Source organism: Streptomyces sp. Xyl84 (assembly GCF_059731885.1).
The window spans coordinates 510,527-526,339 of sequence record NZ_AP029182.1; the positions used below are offsets into that span (position 1 = coordinate 510,527).

A 15,813-nucleotide genomic window follows, 5' to 3' on the forward strand; every position below is an offset into this window, starting at 1 on the left:
CTTTACGCCGGTCGCGGGTGCTACGTTCCCCTCCATGAGCTCCAGGAGCGCGGCGCCCGGCCGCGGCGAGAAGGCCTCGGCGGCGGGCGCCAGGCCGCCCATGCGGGACGCCCTGGTGGCGGCCGCGTTCCACCTGTTCATGGAGCGGGGGTACGAGCAGACCACCGTCGACGACATCGTGGCCCTCGCCGGGGTCGGGCGGCGGTCCTTCTTCCGCTACTTCCCGTCCAAGGAGGACGTGGTCTTCCCCGACCACGAGCGGTGCCTGGCCGACATGACCGCCTTCCTCGCCGCCCCGGACCGGCACGGCGACCCGGTCCGCCGGGTCTGCGACGCGGCCCGGCTGGTGCTGCTGATGTACGCGGAGAACCCCCTCTTCTCGGTCCAGCGGTACCGGCTGACCAAGCAGGTGCCCGGGTTGCGGGCGTACGAACTGTCGGTGGTGTGGCGCTACGAGCGGGCCCTCGCCGGGTATCTGCGCGACCGGTTCGCCGGGCGGGACGACGGCACGCTGCGGGCGGACGTGATCGCCGCGGCGGTGGTCGCCGCGCACAACAACGCCCTGCGCTCCTGGCTGCGTTCGGACGGACGCGGTGACGCGCGCGCGGCGGTGGACCGGGCGCTGGACCATGTGCGGGAGGTGTTCGGGCCCGCCTCCTCCGCCCCGGAGGCACCCGCCGCCCCCGGCGAACCCGCCGCCCCCGCCCCGGCCGCCGGCCCGGGAAAGGCGGGGGGTGAGGACACGGACGGGGACGGGGGCCCGGCCGGGGCCGCCGAACGGGCGGCGCGGGAAGGGGAGGTGGTCGTCGTCGCGGCGCGGCGGGGGGCTCCGCTGTGGCAGGTGGTGCGGGAGATCGAGACGGCGTTCGGCGAGGAGCCCCCGGGCCGGACCGACACGAGATGATGGTACGCAGTGCCTTTACGTCTGGCACTGAGTGCCATAACCTGTCGCCGTGCACGGTGGCACCGCGGACCGCGCACGGGCGTGCACGGGTTCCCCGCGCGCGCCGGATTCCGGCCCAGTGCAGGGAGTTGACCAGCGTGTACCACGCTTCAGGAAACGCGACGCGTCCGGCAGCCGGTTCCGCGACCGGCCTCCTCGAACCGGGGGCCGGGGACCGGGAAGCGCTCTGCTTCCAGCGCTGCACCTGGTGCGGCACGGCCATGTACCAGCGGCTGCTGTGTCCGGTGTGCCGGGGCAGCGACCTGCGCACCGAGCGCAGCGCGGGCACCGGCACGGTACGGCACGCCACGGTGGTGCACCGCAACACACCCGCCGCGCGCAACGTGTCGCTGATAGAGATGAGTGAGGGGTTCGTCGTGCGCGGCAGGGTCATGGGCCCGCTCATCGGCATCCACGGCGGTGACCGGGTCCGGCTGACCACCGCGCAGGATCCGGTCCGCGGGGAGCCGGTCTTCCAGCTGCTGGACGAGCCGTTCCGGGCCTGGAGCTGACCGCCGCAGGCAGGCCCGGCGCCTGCTCCGCCCCGGCGGCACCGCGGCCCCCTGCCGCACCTCCACCGCCCACCGTCCGTCCCGCGCCGTCAGGGCAGCGCCGTCCCTCCCGCCCCGTCAGGGCAGCGGCGAGCCGTCGGCCCGGGCCGGGGACCGCCCGTCGGCGCGGACGGGCTCGTCCCGGTCCGGGGGCCGGGTGCCCCGGGCCGTGCGGGCGAGCGCGAGGAGCGTGAGCAGCGCGCAGACGACGTAGACGCATCCGGGCCAGGCCAGCGGCCAGGGGTACGGGCCGGGCAGGGCCAGCCGGTCCTCGACGCCGGTCAGGCGGGGCACCAGGCGGGCGCCGGTGGCGGCCGCCCACAGGACGAGCGCGAGCCGGCTCAGCGTGTGTCTGCGGTGCGGTCCGTGCGCCAGCCAGATCATGGCGGGCAGGCACCAGATCCAGTGGTGGCTCCAGGAGACGGGACACACCAGCAGCCCGTACAGCTCCACCGTGACCAGGACTCCGAGCGGGTCGTCCCGCCGCAGGGCGGCGCGCAGGGCGCCGGCCGCGGCCAGGCTGACGAGGGCGAGCGCCGCCCACCACAGCGCCGAAGCGGTCACTTCCGGTCCGAGCAGCCTGGTGAGCGCGCCCCGCAGGGACTGGTTGCGCACCGACCACACCGGTCCGACGCGCCGGGTGTCCGTCACGAGCGTCGACCAGTAGCGCACCGACTCGCCCGGGGCGAGGCACCAGGCGAGCCCGGCGGCCGCGGCACCGGCGGCGACCGCCCACGCGGCGGCCCGCCACTGCCGGGTCGCCAGCAGGTACAGGCCGCCGACGGCCGGGGTCAGCTTGAGCGACGCCGCCAGGGCGACGGCGCCTCCCCGGGCCGCCGTGCGGCGGCAGTGGACGAGTCCGCCGACGACGACCGCGCCGAGCAGCAGGTTGATCTGGCCCTGGTCCAGGGTGTGGCGCACCGGTTCCAGCCAGGGTGCGGCGGCCGCCCACAGCAGCGCGCGCTCGCGGATACGGCCCCCGGGGCGCGGGAACAGCAGCCGCAGGGCGCCCGCAGTGATGACGGGCACGGCGGCCAGGGACGCCGCCCGCCAGAGCACGATCGCCGCCGTCCAGGGCAGGTGCGCCAGCGGCAGCAGGACCAGCGCGGCGAACGGCGGGTAGGTGAAGGGCAGTTCCGGGATGGGCGGCCCGGTGCGCACCACGTGGTCGTAGAGCCCGCCCGAGAGCACGTACGGTGCGAGCCGGCGGTAGACGCTCAGGTCCAGCGGCTCGGCCGGACGCACCAGGGCGGTCAGCACGTACAGCGCCAGGGATCCGGCCAGGCAGCGGCCCGCGCGGGCGGTCAGCCACTCCCCCGCCGCCCGGCCGCGGTCCGCGTACCCCTTCCCCGCCGCCCGGCCGCGCTCCGCGAACCTCTTCCGCGCCGCCCGGCCCGCCAGTTCCTTCACGGCATCAGCCCCGTCCCGCCCGGTTCCGGCTCCGCTCTTCCGTCTCCTCCCAGGAACGACCGGCGGGCGCGGACGTCACCGACCAGTACCCCGACTGGCGTGATCGCGTCAGGCGGGCGCGGACGGCACCGCGCGGTGTCCCGACTGGCGTGATCACGTCGCTGCCGCCGGCCGGCCGCGTCGCACAGGCAACCCACAGCCGGCCGGCCCCGTCCTCCGGGACACGAGTGGCCCCCGGGACCGACGGGGCGCCCGAGTTCACGTAGTGGAGGAAGTCCGTGTTCCGAGGAGGGGACCATTGATCCGTGCCCGGCGAATAGGAATCACCGCCGTGGCGTTGCTCGCCATGGCGGGGGCCGCGCCCGCGGCGGCCGGAGCGGCACCGGCCCGGCAGCCGTCCGCCGCACGGCCGTTCACGGCCGCCGGTGACAGCGACACCGGGCTCCCGCCCGGCTGGCGCGTCACCGGCTCCGGCCCGGCACGGCAGTTGGAGTGGCACTCGGAGAGCGCGGTGCCCATGGGGGACGCGCGCGTCGAGTTCTACGCGGGCGACCGGCTGCTCGGCCGTCCGCGGCCCGGCGACGACGGCCGTACGTTCCGTCTCGGCCTGGACGACGTGCCGGCCCGCGGTCTGAAGGACCTTCAGGTACGCGCGGCCGGACGCAGGCTGGACGCCCAGGGCTCCCCGGGCACCGCGCACGTGCCCGGGCGCGGCGCCCTGACCGCGGCGCGGCCCCCCGCCCCGCTCCCCGCCGGCGAGGTGGACCCGGGCAAGCCGGGTCCGTACCGCACCACGAGCGGTGAGTACCAGCTCAAGCCGGTCCGGCTGCCCGGCTTCCCCGCTCCCGTGGAGATGCAGGCCGTGGTGGTCTCGCCCCAGGGTGCCACCGGCCGCCGCCCGCTCGCGCTGTTCCTGCACGGCCGTCACGCGCCGTGCTACAAGCCGCACAGCGACGAGGTCGGCGGTGACTGGCCCTGCCCGGCCGGCATGCTGCCCATCCCGAGCCACCGCGGCTACCTCCAGGACCAGAAGCTGCTGGCCTCCCAGGGCTATGTCACCGTGTCGATCTCGGCCAACGGCATCAACGGGCAGGACTGGTCGGCCGAGGACGGCGGCGCCCAGGCCCGTTCCTCGCTGGTCCGGCAGCACCTGGCGCGCTGGGCGGAGTGGGCCGCGCAGCCGGCCTCCGCCCCGGACGCCGTACGCCGCGGACCGCGCGCCGACCTGTCGCGCGTGCTGCTCGTCGGGCACTCGCGCGGCGGCGAGGGCGTCAACCGCGCCGCGATGGACAGCCTCTACCCGCCGCCCGCCGACCAGGACGGCTACCACGGCAGGACCCGGTGGCACATCAGCGGCACCGTGCTGATCGGCCCGACGATCTTCGGCCAGAATCCGGTCGCCGACGTCCCGTCCACGACGATCCTGCCCGGCTGCGACGGTGACGTCTCCGACCTGCAGGGCGAGGTCTACGTCGACGGCACCCGCGGTGTCAGCCGCGGCACCGCCCTGCACAGCGCCGTGTACGTGGTCGGCGCCGACCACAACTTCTTCAACACCGAGTGGACCCCGGGCAAGGCGCAGGCGCCCGCCGAGGACGACTTCTACGACGACCCCGACCAGCGTGACGCGGTCTGCTCCCCCGGTGCCGCCACCCGCCTGACCGCGGACCAGCAGCACCGGGCCGGCGCGACCTACATCGCGGCCGCGGCCCGGCTGTTCGTCGCCGGGGACGACCGGGTGCGTCCGCTGCTGGACGGTACCGGCGTCCGGGCGCCCTCCGCCGACCCGGCGCGGGTGCTCACGCACGCCGTGGGCGCCGGCCGCGCCGGCGGTGTGCTCCCCGACGGCCCGGTCACGGTGACCGGCGCCGGCCGGCTGTGCTCGGCGGTGGACCCGTCCCCGTCCGCCGCCTGTCTCCCCGAGAAGACGCCCGGTGGCTCCCCGCACTTCGCGCAGTGGGAGACCGACCGCGAGAGCGGTCGCCGCGCGGTGGCGCTGCGCTGGTCCGCCGCCGGTTCGGCCGTGCGGATCCGGCCCGGCTCCCCCGTGTCGCTGAAGGGCGCCGAGCAGCTCGCGCTGCGCGTGTTCGTGCCGCCGAACACCACCGGCACCCAGCTGGACGTGGCCGTCACCGACGCCTCCGGGCACCGGGCGGCGCTCGGCCGGGTCCGCGTCGACGGTCTGCCCGGCACCGGCCGCACGGCCTCCTTCTGGGCGCGCGAGGTGCGCGTCCCGCTGACCGCGGCCGTCCGGGGCAAGCTGGACCTGCGGCGGATCGCGACGCTGGAACTGACCCCGCGCACCCGTGCCGGGCAGGCCTGGCTCATGGACGCGTGGGCCTGGCGGCCGGGGACGGCGCCGGTCCGCCCGGCCGCGCTGCCCCGCGTCGACATCGGCCGGCTCACCGTCAAGGAGGGCGACTCGGGCGTGCGCACCTACCGGGTGCCGGTGCGGGTGTCGGGGCACGGCAGCGGGCAGGTGCGGCTGTACGTCATCGACCCGCTGACGTACAAGGCGACGGACCGGCTGGTGACGGTGCGGCCCGGCGGACACGACATCGACGTCCCGGTCCGGGTGCGGGGCAACACCCGCTACGGCCAGGACCTGCCGAACGACATCGCCGTCAAGGCGGTGCACGGCGCGGTGGTCGGCGCCCACCGGGGCGGGGTGACGGCCGAGAACGACGACCCGCAGCCGACGGTCACGGTGACGCCGGTGGCCGACCGGGTCACCGAGGGCGAGCCGCTGCGGTGGCGGGTGAACCTGTCCGCGGTGGCCGACTCCGACATCGGGGCCGTGTTCGCCGTCCGCCCCGTGACGGACGGCCCGGAGCTGTCCACCAAGGACGTCGACCCGCGGTGGCTGGAGGAGACCACGGGTGAGCCTGCCGACCCGGAACGTCCGCTGTCCGCCCTGGACGGTCTGTACCTGTGGGTCGCCGTACCGGCGGGCCAGCGGAGCACCGAGGTGATCCTGCCCACGGTCAGGGACCAGGTGAAGGAGCAGCCCGAGAAGGTCCGCTTCCAGCTGACCGACGACGACGGGGAGGTGCACGAGGGCGCCCCGGTGCTGACGGGCACGGTCCTCGACGCCTCGTAGGGCGGTCCTCGACGTCTCCGAGGGGCCGTCGGGTCCACCACCGGGTGGTTCCCGCGCGCGGGTCAGCGCGTGGGGGTCACCCGGATCCCGACGGTCCCCCGCTCGCCCCGGCGCAGCCGGCTGCCGAACAGGGTGAGCCGGCCGATCAGGCCGTACTTGCGGGCGATGAGGCCCCGGTAGCGCGCGGTGGTGGCCCGGTCGCAGATCTCGGCGGTCGCCGGCACCTGGTCACCGGTCGGGTTCCCGCGCACATCGCACGGTCCGACCAGCACGTCGGCGCGGTCGCGGATCCGCTTGACCTTCCAGGAGCCGGCGGCCGTCCACACGCCGAGCGCGGCACCGTCCCGCACGACCCACACCGGGGTGGCCACGGGGGTTCCGTTCCTGCGGTAGCTGGTGATCAGCACGTACTTGCCGGCCCCGAGCCGAGCCACCAGGTTCTCGTCCATGCCCGGCATCCTAGGGCGTGCCGGGAAACACTCCCCAGGCGCACACGCGCCGCCGAACCCCGCGCGGGATGCCCGGCCCGCCTCCTCCCCCTGGACACCGTGCCACCCCGGCGCCTGGCTCGCGCGGCGCGCCCGGGCTGGGGGCGGGAGGCAGGACAGGGCGTCCCGGCACCGGACGGCCGGGAGGTGAGACAGAGGCGCCCCGGCACGGACGGCCGGGGCGGGGAGGGACGGAAAGGCAGGTCACGGAAGACCGCGGAGGGGGGCCGGTGCCCAGTGGGCCCAAGGGCACCGACCGGGACGGGTGGCGGGTCAGGCCGCCTGGTCCGAGTCCGGAGCGGCCATGGCCCACTCCAAGACGAGGCGCTGGTACTCCTCGCGCTGCTCGGTGGTCAGTGTCCCGCCCGACCGGCGCCACAGGGCACGGATCTCCTCGTTGACCTCCGCGGCCGATCGCTCGGAGGCGGCTTCAACAGTGGTGGACATGCTGTGAAGCATATGCCGCTGGACGTGAAGACGTTGTGAGTAAGCAGGACCGATTCGGACATACCGGACCGTGTTGCTCATCACGTCGGCCGGAGCCGGCCCGCCCCTCCCGCACCGTTTCCTCTCAGGTGCCGGGCTTGCGGCCGTAGACGAAGACGTCGTCGCCCTTCCGCAGCAGCGACCAGTACTTCTTGGCGTCCTTCGACGTCATGTTGACGCAGCCGTGCGAGCCCGGCGGGTTCCACATGCTCACGCCCACGGAGTGGAACGCCTGACCGCCGTCGAAGAACTGGCTGTAGGGCATCTTCACGTGGTACAGCGTCGAGACGTGGTCGATGTGCCGCCAGTAGATCTTCTTCAGGCCGGTGCGGGTCTCGTACTTGTCCCGTCCGGTGCGCACCGGCACGGGACCGTACACGAGCCGCTTGCCGTCCTGGATCCAGCTGAGCTGGAGCGTGAGGTTCACGCAGGCTATCCGGCCCTTGTCGGTCGGGCACCTGCCGTCCTTGTTCGGGTTCTTCCCGACGGCCTTCTGCTTGTTCATGAGATCCATCACGCCCCACGTGACCGGGCCCGCGTACCCGATGGTGGGCGTGATGCCGTGCTTGCTCTGGAATGCCTTGATCGCCTTGCAGTCGGCGGCCGACTGCCGGCCGTCGACGGGACGGCCGAGGAACTTCTCGACCTTCTTCTGGTACGGCCCGGTCGACGTCGTGCAGCTCGTCGCCGCCTGCGCCGGAGCCGTACCGAGCGCGAGCGCGAGCGGCGCCACCAGTCCGGTGACGCCGAGCACGACGGCTCCTCGTCTGGCCATGTGCCTCATGGCGGGCTTCCCCCTCGGTTGGTCCATATGTCCGTGGTGTCGGAGAGCTAGACCGCGGGGCGGACGTTCCGGTTGTAGAGCGGCTCACTTCGAGACGGAACGGTGACACTCGACGGGCGCTCAGCCGGTGCGGCGGGGTGCGTGCAGTGCCGTGTGGAACCCGGTGTTGACCGCGGTGAGACCGCCGTCGACGGTCAGGGTGGTGCCGGTGATCCAGGCCGCGTCGCGCGAGGCGAGGAAGGCGACGGCGGCGGCGATGTCCTCCGGTTCACCGACCCGGCCCAGCGGGTACAGGCCGCGGACCCGCTCCAGGTCGTCCTCCCGGCCCTCCCAGGCCGAGGTGCGGACGGTGCCGGGCACCACCAGGTTGACGCGGACCCCGCGCCCGGCGGCGTGCCCGGCGAGGGTGCGGGTGAGCGAGACCAGGCCCGCCTTGGCCGCGCTGTAGGCGTGATTGCCGAAGTCCTGGAGGCTGTTGACCGAGCCGATGCCCACGATCGCGCCCCGGCCGGAGGCGGCCAGGTGGGGCAGCGCGGCGCGCCAGCAGCGGTTGACGCCGGTCAGGGTGACGTCGAGGTCGCGCTCCCACGCCTCGTCCGTGCCGTCCTCGAAGAGGGGCGTGTCGGGCGTGCAGTGGGCCGCGCACGTGACGAGGACGTCGAGCGCTCCGAAGGCGTCCACCGCGTGGGCCACGGCCGCCTCCACCGCGGCCCGGTCCGCCACGTCGCACGCCGACGCCCGGACGGCGAGCCCCCGTTCGCCCAGGGCCGCCGCGGTCCTCTCCGCCCCGGCCCCGTCCGCGTCGGTGACCAGGACCCGCGCCCCCTCCTCGGCCAGCCGCCGCGCGACGGCCGCGCCGATGCCGCGCGCCGCCCCGGTGACGAGCACCCCGTGCCCCTGGAAACGCCTCGTGTCCGTCATGGGCCAGAACCTACTGCCCTCGCGTCCGGCCCGGCAGATAGCGTGCACCGCATGTCGGCGTTCATGCAGCAACTCCCCGCACTCATAGGCGTCGTGATCGGCGCGCTCGGCTCGTACCTGGCGGTCGTGCGCAGCGACCGCGTCCGGTCCGAACGGGAGCGCGCGACGCGCTGGGAGGAGCGGCGCCTGGCGGTGTACTCGGACTACGCCCGGTCGCTGAAGGCGTCGGTCACGCTGACCTACCGGGTGGCCGCCCACCTCGGCAACGACCCGCACCCGCATCCGCTGCCCCTCTCCGACGCCGAGCCGCTGCTGACGGAGGCCGTCCTGGCCCGCGATCCCGCCGGTGAGGCACTGATCATGCTGGGCAGCCCGCAGGTCGTGGAGAAGGCCCGGGGGTGGGTCCTTGTGGTGATGGAGATGGAACGGTTCCTGCGCGAGGAGCGGCGCGAACCCGAGGCGTGGCAACAGCTGCTGGAGCGCCAGCGCGCCGCGCGCCAGGAGTACTACGCGGCCGTACGCACCGATCTCGCGCTGCCGCCGGGTCACTCGGCCCGCTGGCCGGTGACCGCGGGCCAGCCGCCGGCGACGGCCGGCGGCCGGTGACGGGGCGTACTGGCGCCGGTCAGCGGTAGCCGGTCGTGTCCGCCGGTCTGCCCGCGTCCTGGACCTCCACGAGGTAGCGCCAGGCGTCGGGGCGGCTGCCGTCCAGGTCGGTGAAGCCGTACTCCCGGGCGAGGGCCCCGCTGGACAGGGACCGTCCGTTCCAGCGGGCCACGCGGGGATCGGCGGCGAGGGCGGCGACGGCGCGGCCCACGTAACGCGGCGTCTCGGAGATGGCGAAGTGCGGCACGTGCTCCAGGGCGTCGCGCCAGTTCTCCTCGGAGACCTGGAAGTGTTCGAGCATCAGTTCCGAGCGCATCCAGCCGGGCGTCAGCGCGAGCGCGGTGGCGCCGCGCGGCCCGAGTTCGTGACCGAGGGCGAAGGCCATCCGCAGGACGGACGCCTTGGCGAGGTCGTAGAAGAAGTTGACCCGGTAGGTGTCCCGGTTGTACTCGGCGGTGCCGTCGGTCATCTCGACGACGAGGCCGCCGGGCCGGCGCAGCAGCAGCGGCAGGGCGTGGTGGCTGGTGACGGCGTGCGTCTCCACGGCGAGCCGGAGCAGTCTGAGGCCGTTGTCGAGGTCGTGCTCCCACACGGGGGTGTCCCACTCGAAGAGTTTCTCGCCGCCCCAGATGTCGTTGACGAGGACGTCGAGGCGGCCCTGTTCGCGGGCGATGCGGTCGACGAGCGCGCGCACCCGGCCGGGGTCCAGGTGGTCGGTGGGGACGGCGATGCCGTGTCCGCCGGCCTCGGTGACCAGGTCGGCGGTGTCCTCGACGGTCTCGGGGCGGTCGTACTCCGAGCGGTGGGCGCGGGTGGTGCGCCCGCTGACGTAGACGGTGGCCCCGGCGGCGCCGAGTTCCACCGCGATGCCGCGGCCCGCTCCCCGGGTGGCGCCCGCGACGAGCGCGACCCTGCCCTCCAGTGGACGTGACATGTCCGGCCTCCTGTGGTTCTCGTGACTCTCGTGTGCGGTGTGCTCGTCGAGCGTCGCGTGGAAGCCGGACATCTCCTGTCGCCTTTCGGCGCGGGTTCACCCGGGGGCGGTGCCGGGCGTGTCAGTGACCGCGGTCGATCCACTCCTGCAGGTGCGGGGCCTCCGCGCCGATGGTGGTGCCCTCGCCGTGGCCGGTGAGGACCTTGGTCCCGGGCGGCAGCGTGAGGAGGCGGTCGCGGATGGAGTCGATGATCGTCGGGAAGTGGGAGTAGGACCTGCCGGTGGCGCCCGGGCCGCCCTGGAAGAGCGTGTCGCCGGTGAACACGACGCCGAGGCCCGGGTCGTGCAGGCAGACCGCGCCCGGCGCGTGGCCGGGGGTGTGCAGGACCTTCAGATCGGCTCCGGCCGTCTCGATGACCTGTCCGTCGAGCAGGTGCTCGTCGGGCTCCCGGCCGGGGTGGGTCATCCTCCACAGCGGCAGGTCGTCGCGGTGCAGCCAGATCGTCGCGCCGGTGAGGTCCGCGAGGGCCGGGGCGGCGTTCACGTGGTCGTTGTGGGCGTGGGTGCAGACGATGGCGGTCAGCCGGCGCTCGCCGAGGGCGGCGGCGATGGCCTCGGCGTCGTGGGCGGCGTCGATGACGATCGCCTCGTGGTCGTCGCCGACGATCCACACGTTGTTCTCGACGTCCCAGGTGCCGCCGTCGAGGGTGAACTGCCCGCTGGTGACGAGGCGTTCGATGCGGGCCGCCATCAGAACACCACCACCGAGCGCAGCACGTCGCCGCGGTGCATCCGCTCGAACGCCTGCTCCACCTCGTCGAGCCGGATGGTCTCGGACACGAACTTGTCCAGCGGCAGGCGCCCTTGCAGGTGCAGGTCGATGAGCATCGGGAAGTCGCGGGAGGGCAGGCAGTCGCCGTACCAGCTCGACTTCAGCGCGCCGCCGCGCCCGAAGACGTCGAGCAGCGGCAGCTCCAGCTTCATCTCCGGGGTGGGCACGCCGACCAGGACGACGGTGCCGGCCAGGTCGCGGGCGTAGAACGCCTGCCGGTAGGTCTCCGGGCGGCCGACCGCCTCGATGACGACGTCGGCGCCGAAACCGCCGGTGAGGTCACGGACGGCGGCGACCGGGTCGTGGTCCTTGGAGTTGACGGTGTGCGTGGCGCCCATGGTGCGGGCGGTCTCCAGCTTGCGGTCGTCGATGTCGACGGCGATCACCTTCGCGGCGCCCGCCAGGTGGGCCCCGGCGACGGCCGCGTCCCCTACGCCGCCGCAGCCGATGACGGCCACCGAGTCGCCGCGGCCGACGTTGCCGGTGTTGATGGCGGCGCCGATGCCGGCCATCACTCCGCAGCCGAGCAGTCCGGCCACCGCCGGGGAGACGGCCGGGTCCACCTTGGTGCACTGTCCCGCCGCCACCAGGGTCTTCTCCGCGAAGGCGCCGATGCCGAGGGCCGGGGAGAGTTCGGTGCCGTCGGTGAGGGTCATCCGCTGCCGCGCGTTGTGGGTGTCGAAGCAGTACCAGGGCCGCCCGCGCAGACAGGCGCGGCAGGCGCCGCACACGGCACGCCAGTTGAGGACGACGAAGTCGCCGGGCGCGACATCGGTGACGCCCTCGCCCACCGACTCGACGATGCCCGCGGCCTCGTGGCCGAGCAGGAAGGGGAACTCGTCGTTGATGCCGCCCTGTTTGTAGTGCAGGTCGGTGTGGCACACGCCGCAGGCCTGGACCCGTACGACGGCCTCCTGGGGCCCCGGGTCCGGCACGACGATCGTCTCGACCCGTACGGGTTCGTTCTTCCCGGGTGCGATCACGCCGCGCACTTCCTGCGCCATGGTGGTGGTCCCTTCCGTCGGCCGTTGTCCGTCCCTGCGACCCTACGCCGTGACCGGACGGCGGCGGCACACGGTCCGGTGCCGCCGCCACCCGGTCGCCGCACACCGGCGCGTGGCTCAGTACTGGACCGCGGGAACCAGTCCGAACAGCGGGGAGACGAGGCCGGTGACCGCGTTCAGCCGGCTGAGCTGGTTGAGGTCCTGGACGTGGTGGAGCGAGGACAGCTGCTCGGAGACCGGGGGCACCTCGCCCTGCCGGCCGGCGGGGATGCCGGTGCGGCCGAGGGAGTCGAGCAGGCCGGTGGGGACCGCCCGGCCGACCACCGGGACGGCCGAGTCGGCCGCGCTCGCGGGCAGGGCGGCGAGTCCCGCGACCGAGACGGCGAGGGAGGCGACGGCGACGATACGTCGAGTGGAGATCATGCCCTCAGCAACGCCACCGGGCCCCGGCCGGACACGGGCCCCCGCCGCCGCTCACCCGTCAGGGCGAGCGGCCGTCCGCGCGCAGTGATGCCGGGGCGGGCGGGGTGCCGGGCATCGCGCGGGCGGCCGCGCTTGCCGGGTGCGGCGTGCCGGAGGAGGCTCGAAGGAGAGGCCCGTGAAGGGCCGCTGTCCGGGGCCCGGAGGCCCCGGGGCTCCTCCCAGGAGGCCACCATGGCGACCACGGCAGGTCCCGCCTTCGACACAGGTGCGCTGCGCCGGGGCATCGAAGGGCACACGGCGTCCACTCTGCTGTCGCTCTACGCGGACGACGCCGAGATCCGCATCGTGGACCGCGACTCCCAGCCGAGCCACCCCAAGGTCCTCAGAGGACGTGCGGAGATCGGCTCGATGCTGGAGGACGTCTACGGCCGCGACATGACGCACCGGCTGGAGCAGTGCGTCGTCCAGGGCGACCGCGCGGCGTACGCCGAGTCCTGCGCGTATCCGGACGGCGTCCGGGTGCTCGCCGAGTCCATGGTCTCGCTGCGCGACGGCAAGATCACCGACCAGATCATGATCCAGGCATGGGACGAGTGACGAGGAGGACCGCGAGGTTCCAGGTCAGCTCCCGGCTGACCTGGTCCTTTTCGGCCCGGGCCGGACTGGGGCAGGCGCGTTCCCCGCTGCTTCGCCGCACCGGCCCGGCCGGTACGGCGGCCAGGTCCGTGCCGGCGGTCCTGCTGCGGTCGCTGCTGCGCGCGGCCCGGCACCGTACCCGTACGCCGGTGGCGCGTACCCCTGTGGCGCGTACCCCGCGCGCCCGCCACGGCCGCCGCCGGTGAGGGTCCGCACCCCGGGCGCGGTCCGCGGCGCCGCCCGGCCCGCCTCCCCCGCCGTCTCCCGGTCCCTCCTGGCATAGGGTGGGGCCGGGCCGTGACTGGCGCTGAGGTGGAGCACCACCGGGGAGCGGCCCCAGCCGAAGTCACAGCCGCGCGCCTGGGCGATCCGTCGCACGCTCAGGAGTGGACATGTCCCAGGCCCGCCTCATGGACGGCACCGCGCTCGCCCGGCGCATCGTCGGCGAGACCGCGCGCAAGGCCGCCGAGATCACCGCCCGCACGGGCACCCCGCCGTGTCTGGCGACGGTGCTGGTGGGCGAGGACCCCGCCTCCGTCACCTACGTCCGGATGAAGCAGAACCGGTGCCGCACGGCGGGCATCGCCTCCCGGCACGTGGAACTGCCCGCGACGACCGGCACCGACGAGCTGGCCGGCACGCTGAGGTCGCTGTCCGCGGATCCGGCGGTGCACGGCATCCTGCTGCAGCACCCCGTCGGCGACCACATCGACGAGCGGGCCGCGTTCGAGGCCATCGCGCCCGAGAAGGACGTCGACGGCGTCACCTTCGCCTCGTTCGCCGCGATGAGCTTCGGGCTGCCCGGGTTCGTCTCCTGCACACCCGGCGGGATCCTGCGGCTGCTGGACGCCTACGAGGTGGATCCGGCCGGGAAGCGGGCGGTGGTGGTCGGGCGCAGCGCGATCCTCGGCAAGCCGGTGGGCATGCTACTGCTGGCCCGGGACGCGACGGTGACGTACTGCCACTCGCGGACCCGGGAGCTGTCGTCGGTGGTGCGGGAGGCGGACATCGTCGTGGCGGCGGTGGGCAGGCCGCGGCTGGTGCGCGGCGAGGACGTCAAGCCGGGCGCGGTGGTGATCGACGCGGGCTACAACGCGGGCAACGTCGGGGACGTGGACTTCGACTCCGCGGTGGAGCGGGCCTCGCTGATCACGCCGGTGCCGGGCGGGGTCGGCCCGATGACCATCGCGACGCTCCTGGAGCAGACCGTGGACGCCGCCGCCCGGCAACTGGGGGTCTGAGCGCTCGTCCGGGCGCCCCGGGCCGCCTGCCGCCCGGCGGCCCGGGGTCTCACGGGGACGGCCGGGCGCCCGTGCGCGCCGGTGGTGCCCCTGCGGCTGCGCGGGTGGGCGCGCCGACATGGACGGGTCGTTCGCCGGTGGCGGGCGGCGGCGCGGCCATACTGGCCGACGTGCGCGTAACGATCATGACGGCGGGTTCCCGGGGAGACGTGGCCCCCTTCACCGGACTGGGGCACGGCCTGGCCCGCGCGGGCCATGCGGTCACCGTGGTCACCCACGCGTGCTTCGAGCCGCTGGTCGCGGGCTCGGGCCTCGCTTTCCACCCGCTTCCGGTGGACCCGCGGGCCGAACTGGAGTCCACGCGCGGGCGGGGCCTGCACCGCAGCGCGACGGACGCGGGCAAGATGCTGCGGGCCGTGGGGCTGGTCCGGGCGGCGCTCGCCCGGATGACGGACGACCTGGTCGCCGCCGCCGAGAAGAGCGACGTCCTGCTGCTGTCGGGGTCGCTGGGGCCGGTCGGGCACGCCATCGCCGAGGCGCTGGGCCTGCCCAGCATGGGCACGCACCTGCAACCGCTCTCCCCGACCCGCGAGTTCGCCCCGCCGCTGCTCGGCGGCGGTCACTGGGGGGCGGCGGCGAACCGCCTCGCCGGCCACGGGGTGAACCTCGCGATGGAGCGGGTCTTCTCGGCGGCCGTGCCGACCGTCCGGGCCCGGCTGGGGCTGCCGCCCGCCCGTCTCGGCACCACCCGCCGGATCCGGGCGGGGCTGCGGCTTCCGGTGTTCCACGGGTTCAGTCCGCTGGTGGTGCCCCGGCCGCGTGACTGGCGGCCCGGGCTGCGGGTGTGCGGCTACTGGTGGCCGTACGACCGCGACGACCGGCTTCCGGCGCGGGTGCGGGAGTTCCTGGACGCGGGGCCGCCGCCGGTCTTCGTCGGGCTGGGCAGCGCCACCGTGCCCGACCCGGCCCGGCTGAGCGGGACCATCGTGCGGGCGCTGCGCCTGGCCGGGCTGCGCGGGGTGGTGCAGCGGGGCTGGGGCGGCCTCGCGGCGGCGGGCGAGGACATGCTGACGATCGGTGAGGTGCCGCACGCGGCGCTGTTCCCGCGGACGGCTGCCGTGGTACACCACGCGGGAGCGGGCACGACCGCGGCCGGGCTGCGCGCCGGGGTCCCGGCGGTGCCGCTGCCGGTCCAGTTCGACGAGGGCTTCTGGGCCGAGCGCCTGGTCTCCCTCGGGGTGGCCCCGTGCGCGGTCCCGCTGCGCGGCGTCACCGCGGACGGACTGGCCGCGGCCCTCACCCGGGCCACCCGCGAGACCGCGCACCGGCGGCGGGCGGAGCGCCTGGGTGCCCGGATCCGCGCGGAGGACGGCGTGGGCCCGGTGCTGGAGGCGGTCGACCGGCTGGCACGCTGACGGGCCCCACCCGAGGACCGGCCGGCACGCTGACGGGCC

General features: G+C 74.9%; 17 protein-coding genes and 1 riboswitch. Of the genes, 8 read left to right on the plus strand and 9 right to left on the minus strand.

Going from position 1 to position 15,813, the window contains the following annotated elements; genetic code table 11:
• The first annotated feature begins 34 nt into the window (after nt 1-34).
• Both AC6I72_RS02175 and AC6I72_RS02180 read left to right on the plus strand, forming a co-directional pair.
• Nucleotides 35-904, plus strand: coding sequence for a TetR family transcriptional regulator (locus tag AC6I72_RS02175; RefSeq protein WP_497999005.1), 870 nt, complete (start codon nt 35-37; stop codon nt 902-904).
• Between the two features lie 137 nt (nt 905-1,041).
• On the plus strand, nt 1,042-1,455 hold the full coding sequence (locus AC6I72_RS02180; protein ID WP_497999006.1) for a Zn-ribbon domain-containing OB-fold protein: 414 nt from the start codon (nt 1,042-1,044) through the stop codon (nt 1,453-1,455).
• A 117-nt stretch (nt 1,456-1,572) separates the two neighbouring features.
• On the opposite strand, the gene AC6I72_RS02185 is transcribed toward AC6I72_RS02180, so the two are convergent.
• Nucleotides 1,573-2,904: a glycosyltransferase 87 family protein gene (locus AC6I72_RS02185; protein WP_497999008.1), complete on the minus strand. Its 1,332-nt coding sequence runs from the start codon at nt 2,902-2,904 to the stop codon at nt 1,573-1,575.
• Between the two features lie 298 nt (nt 2,905-3,202).
• On the opposite strand from AC6I72_RS02185, the gene AC6I72_RS02190 reads away from it, so the two are divergent.
• Nucleotides 3,203-6,004: an alpha/beta hydrolase gene (locus tag AC6I72_RS02190; protein ID WP_497999010.1), complete on the plus strand. Its 2,802-nt coding sequence runs from the start codon at nt 3,203-3,205 to the stop codon at nt 6,002-6,004.
• Nucleotides 6,005-6,066: 62 nt separating this feature from the next.
• Here AC6I72_RS02190 and AC6I72_RS02195 read toward each other — a convergent pair whose 3' ends face one another.
• From AC6I72_RS02195 to AC6I72_RS02210, 4 genes are all read right to left on the minus strand, one after another.
• Nucleotides 6,067-6,453, minus strand: coding sequence for a PPOX class F420-dependent oxidoreductase (locus AC6I72_RS02195; RefSeq protein WP_497999012.1), 387 nt, complete (start codon nt 6,451-6,453; stop codon nt 6,067-6,069).
• A 312-nt stretch (nt 6,454-6,765) separates the two neighbouring features.
• Nucleotides 6,766-6,951 carry a hypothetical protein gene (locus AC6I72_RS02200; protein ID WP_366725867.1) on the minus strand — a complete coding sequence of 62 codons (186 nt, stop codon included), beginning with the start codon at nt 6,949-6,951 and terminating at the stop codon, nt 6,766-6,768.
• A 112-nt stretch (nt 6,952-7,063) separates the two neighbouring features.
• A complete protein-coding gene (locus AC6I72_RS02205; protein WP_037851072.1) occupies nt 7,064-7,762 on the minus strand; it encodes a L,D-transpeptidase family protein in 699 nt (232 codons plus the stop codon).
• 120 nt (nt 7,763-7,882) lie between these two features.
• On the minus strand, nt 7,883-8,683 hold the full coding sequence (locus tag AC6I72_RS02210; protein WP_497999013.1) for an SDR family NAD(P)-dependent oxidoreductase: 801 nt from the start codon (nt 8,681-8,683) through the stop codon (nt 7,883-7,885).
• Between the two features lie 51 nt (nt 8,684-8,734).
• Here AC6I72_RS02210 and AC6I72_RS02215 point away from each other — a divergent pair, with 51 nt between their 5' ends.
• A complete protein-coding gene (locus AC6I72_RS02215; RefSeq protein ID WP_497999015.1) occupies nt 8,735-9,289 on the plus strand; it encodes a hypothetical protein in 555 nt (184 codons plus the stop codon).
• Nucleotides 9,290-9,308: 19 nt separating this feature from the next.
• On the opposite strand, the gene AC6I72_RS02220 is transcribed toward AC6I72_RS02215, so the two are convergent.
• The 4 genes from AC6I72_RS02220 to AC6I72_RS02235 form a co-directional block, all read right to left on the minus strand.
• Nucleotides 9,309-10,223 carry an SDR family oxidoreductase gene (locus tag AC6I72_RS02220; RefSeq protein ID WP_497999017.1) on the minus strand — a complete coding sequence of 305 codons (915 nt, stop codon included), beginning with the start codon at nt 10,221-10,223 and terminating at the stop codon, nt 9,309-9,311.
• 121 nt (nt 10,224-10,344) lie between these two features.
• Nucleotides 10,345-10,974: an MBL fold metallo-hydrolase gene (locus AC6I72_RS02225; RefSeq protein ID WP_497999018.1), complete on the minus strand. Its 630-nt coding sequence runs from the start codon at nt 10,972-10,974 to the stop codon at nt 10,345-10,347.
• A complete protein-coding gene (locus AC6I72_RS02230) occupies nt 10,974-12,059 on the minus strand; it encodes an S-(hydroxymethyl)mycothiol dehydrogenase (RefSeq protein WP_497999020.1) in 1,086 nt (361 codons plus the stop codon). Before AC6I72_RS02230 ends, AC6I72_RS02225 begins: the two co-directional genes overlap by 1 nt.
• Before the next feature lie 117 nt (nt 12,060-12,176).
• Nucleotides 12,177-12,482 carry a hypothetical protein gene (locus AC6I72_RS02235; RefSeq protein ID WP_497999022.1) on the minus strand — a complete coding sequence of 102 codons (306 nt, stop codon included), beginning with the start codon at nt 12,480-12,482 and terminating at the stop codon, nt 12,177-12,179.
• A gap of 231 nt (nt 12,483-12,713) precedes the next feature.
• Between AC6I72_RS02235 and AC6I72_RS02240 the strand changes: the two genes are divergently transcribed.
• From AC6I72_RS02240 to AC6I72_RS02255, 4 genes are all read left to right on the plus strand, one after another.
• On the plus strand, nt 12,714-13,079 hold the full coding sequence (locus AC6I72_RS02240) for a nuclear transport factor 2 family protein (protein ID WP_497999023.1): 366 nt from the start codon (nt 12,714-12,716) through the stop codon (nt 13,077-13,079).
• On the plus strand, nt 13,067-13,324 hold the full coding sequence (locus AC6I72_RS02245) for a hypothetical protein (RefSeq protein ID WP_497999024.1): 258 nt from the start codon (nt 13,067-13,069) through the stop codon (nt 13,322-13,324). The genes AC6I72_RS02240 and AC6I72_RS02245 overlap by 13 nt, the downstream gene beginning before the upstream one ends.
• A gap of 81 nt (nt 13,325-13,405) precedes the next feature.
• Nucleotides 13,406-13,491: riboswitch (ZMP/ZTP riboswitch) on the plus strand.
• Nucleotides 13,492-13,510: 19 nt separating this feature from the next.
• Nucleotides 13,511-14,359 carry a bifunctional 5,10-methylenetetrahydrofolate dehydrogenase/5,10-methenyltetrahydrofolate cyclohydrolase gene (locus tag AC6I72_RS02250; protein ID WP_497999026.1) on the plus strand — a complete coding sequence of 283 codons (849 nt, stop codon included), beginning with the start codon at nt 13,511-13,513 and terminating at the stop codon, nt 14,357-14,359.
• Nucleotides 14,360-14,544: 185 nt separating this feature from the next.
• Nucleotides 14,545-15,774 (plus strand): glycosyltransferase, encoded by a 1,230-nt coding sequence (locus tag AC6I72_RS02255; RefSeq protein ID WP_498004566.1) that lies wholly within the window; start codon nt 14,545-14,547, stop codon nt 15,772-15,774.
• Nucleotides 15,775-15,813: the final 39 nt, after the last annotated feature.